A 1,039-nucleotide genomic window follows, 5' to 3' on the forward strand; every position below is an offset into this window, starting at 1 on the left:
CAACTTTTGATTTGTTGACTTGTTCAACGAAGGCAGCGAATTGCTCTTGTTGCTCCAATGGGGGCATGAGAACGGAAAATTTTTTTATAATACCGGCATTAAGATTGGGCTGATTTCCGCCTTTAGCCATATCACGCAGTTTATCATACGACAAAATCATGTATTGCCATAAGTATTTCTGGTTGATGGTTTTAGAGGGTAGAATACATGCACAAGCCTGATTGGTTGTACACTCAACCGCAAGATACCCTGTCATTCCTCTGGTTTTACCTTGACCATACATTGCAATTAGTATCGAGTTTGGTGGAATTAACTTTGCAGAGGAGTTGTCCTTGCCCAACTGCGTGATTTTTTCCTCCGTATCGGTAATAACGCAATTCTGAAGTTCAGTAGTTTTCACCCACCGGATGTTTCCCCCTTGCCAATACTCTGCCGTTCCACGATCCGGGGTTCCTCCACTCATAACAGAAGTAAAACTTTCTATTGTGGCGTAAGGGTACAGCTTGCTGTCATGAATGCCGCCGAACATCTCTACAAATCGGGCTTTAATTAATTCGTCTAGTCTAGCAAGTTGAGTTTGGTTATACTCGATAATTTTCTGAATCTTATCAAGGATTAATACAATTTCTTCTTGTTTCTGTATATTTGGATATCGGATTTTAGCATTTTTCAACCATTTGAAGTGCCTACTATATCCCGTATTTGGTATTTTCGTATTCTTAAGCGCATAATAGAGATATTTATAATTTGCATCCTCTAATTTAGACTTCAACACTTTAGTACCATCTGCTCCCAGAAAAAAAGGAGTATCTATATATTTAATCGTTCTAGTATGATCCCCAAATATTATAACAGGAACATCTGTAAAAAGTCCCTCGCTATTATCAGTATATCCTGCAATTTTTGCTTGTCCCTGATCTACAATAATATTTTTGCCTTGTTCGCAATATTCACTAGCTTTTATTTTTACTCCATATTTAGTGCAATCAATAAATATCTCGTCAAACGTTTTCATCAATTCAACTACAAATCCAAATTT

The 1,039-nt window shown here is 37.2% G+C and carries 1 protein-coding gene; it reads right to left on the reverse strand.

Annotated elements, in window-relative coordinates; all coding sequences use genetic code 11:
• Positions 1 to 1,015, reverse strand: a 1,015-nt coding sequence (locus tag D1155_RS15480) for a restriction endonuclease subunit S (RefSeq protein WP_201759617.1), incomplete at its 3' end; no start/stop codon positions are given.
• Positions 1,016 to 1,039 lie beyond the last annotated feature (24 nt).

The organism is Anaerotruncus sp. 80, assembly GCF_009936115.1.
Taxonomy (GTDB): domain Bacteria; phylum Bacillota; class Clostridia; order Peptostreptococcales; family Anaerovoracaceae; genus Senimuribacter; species Senimuribacter intestinalis.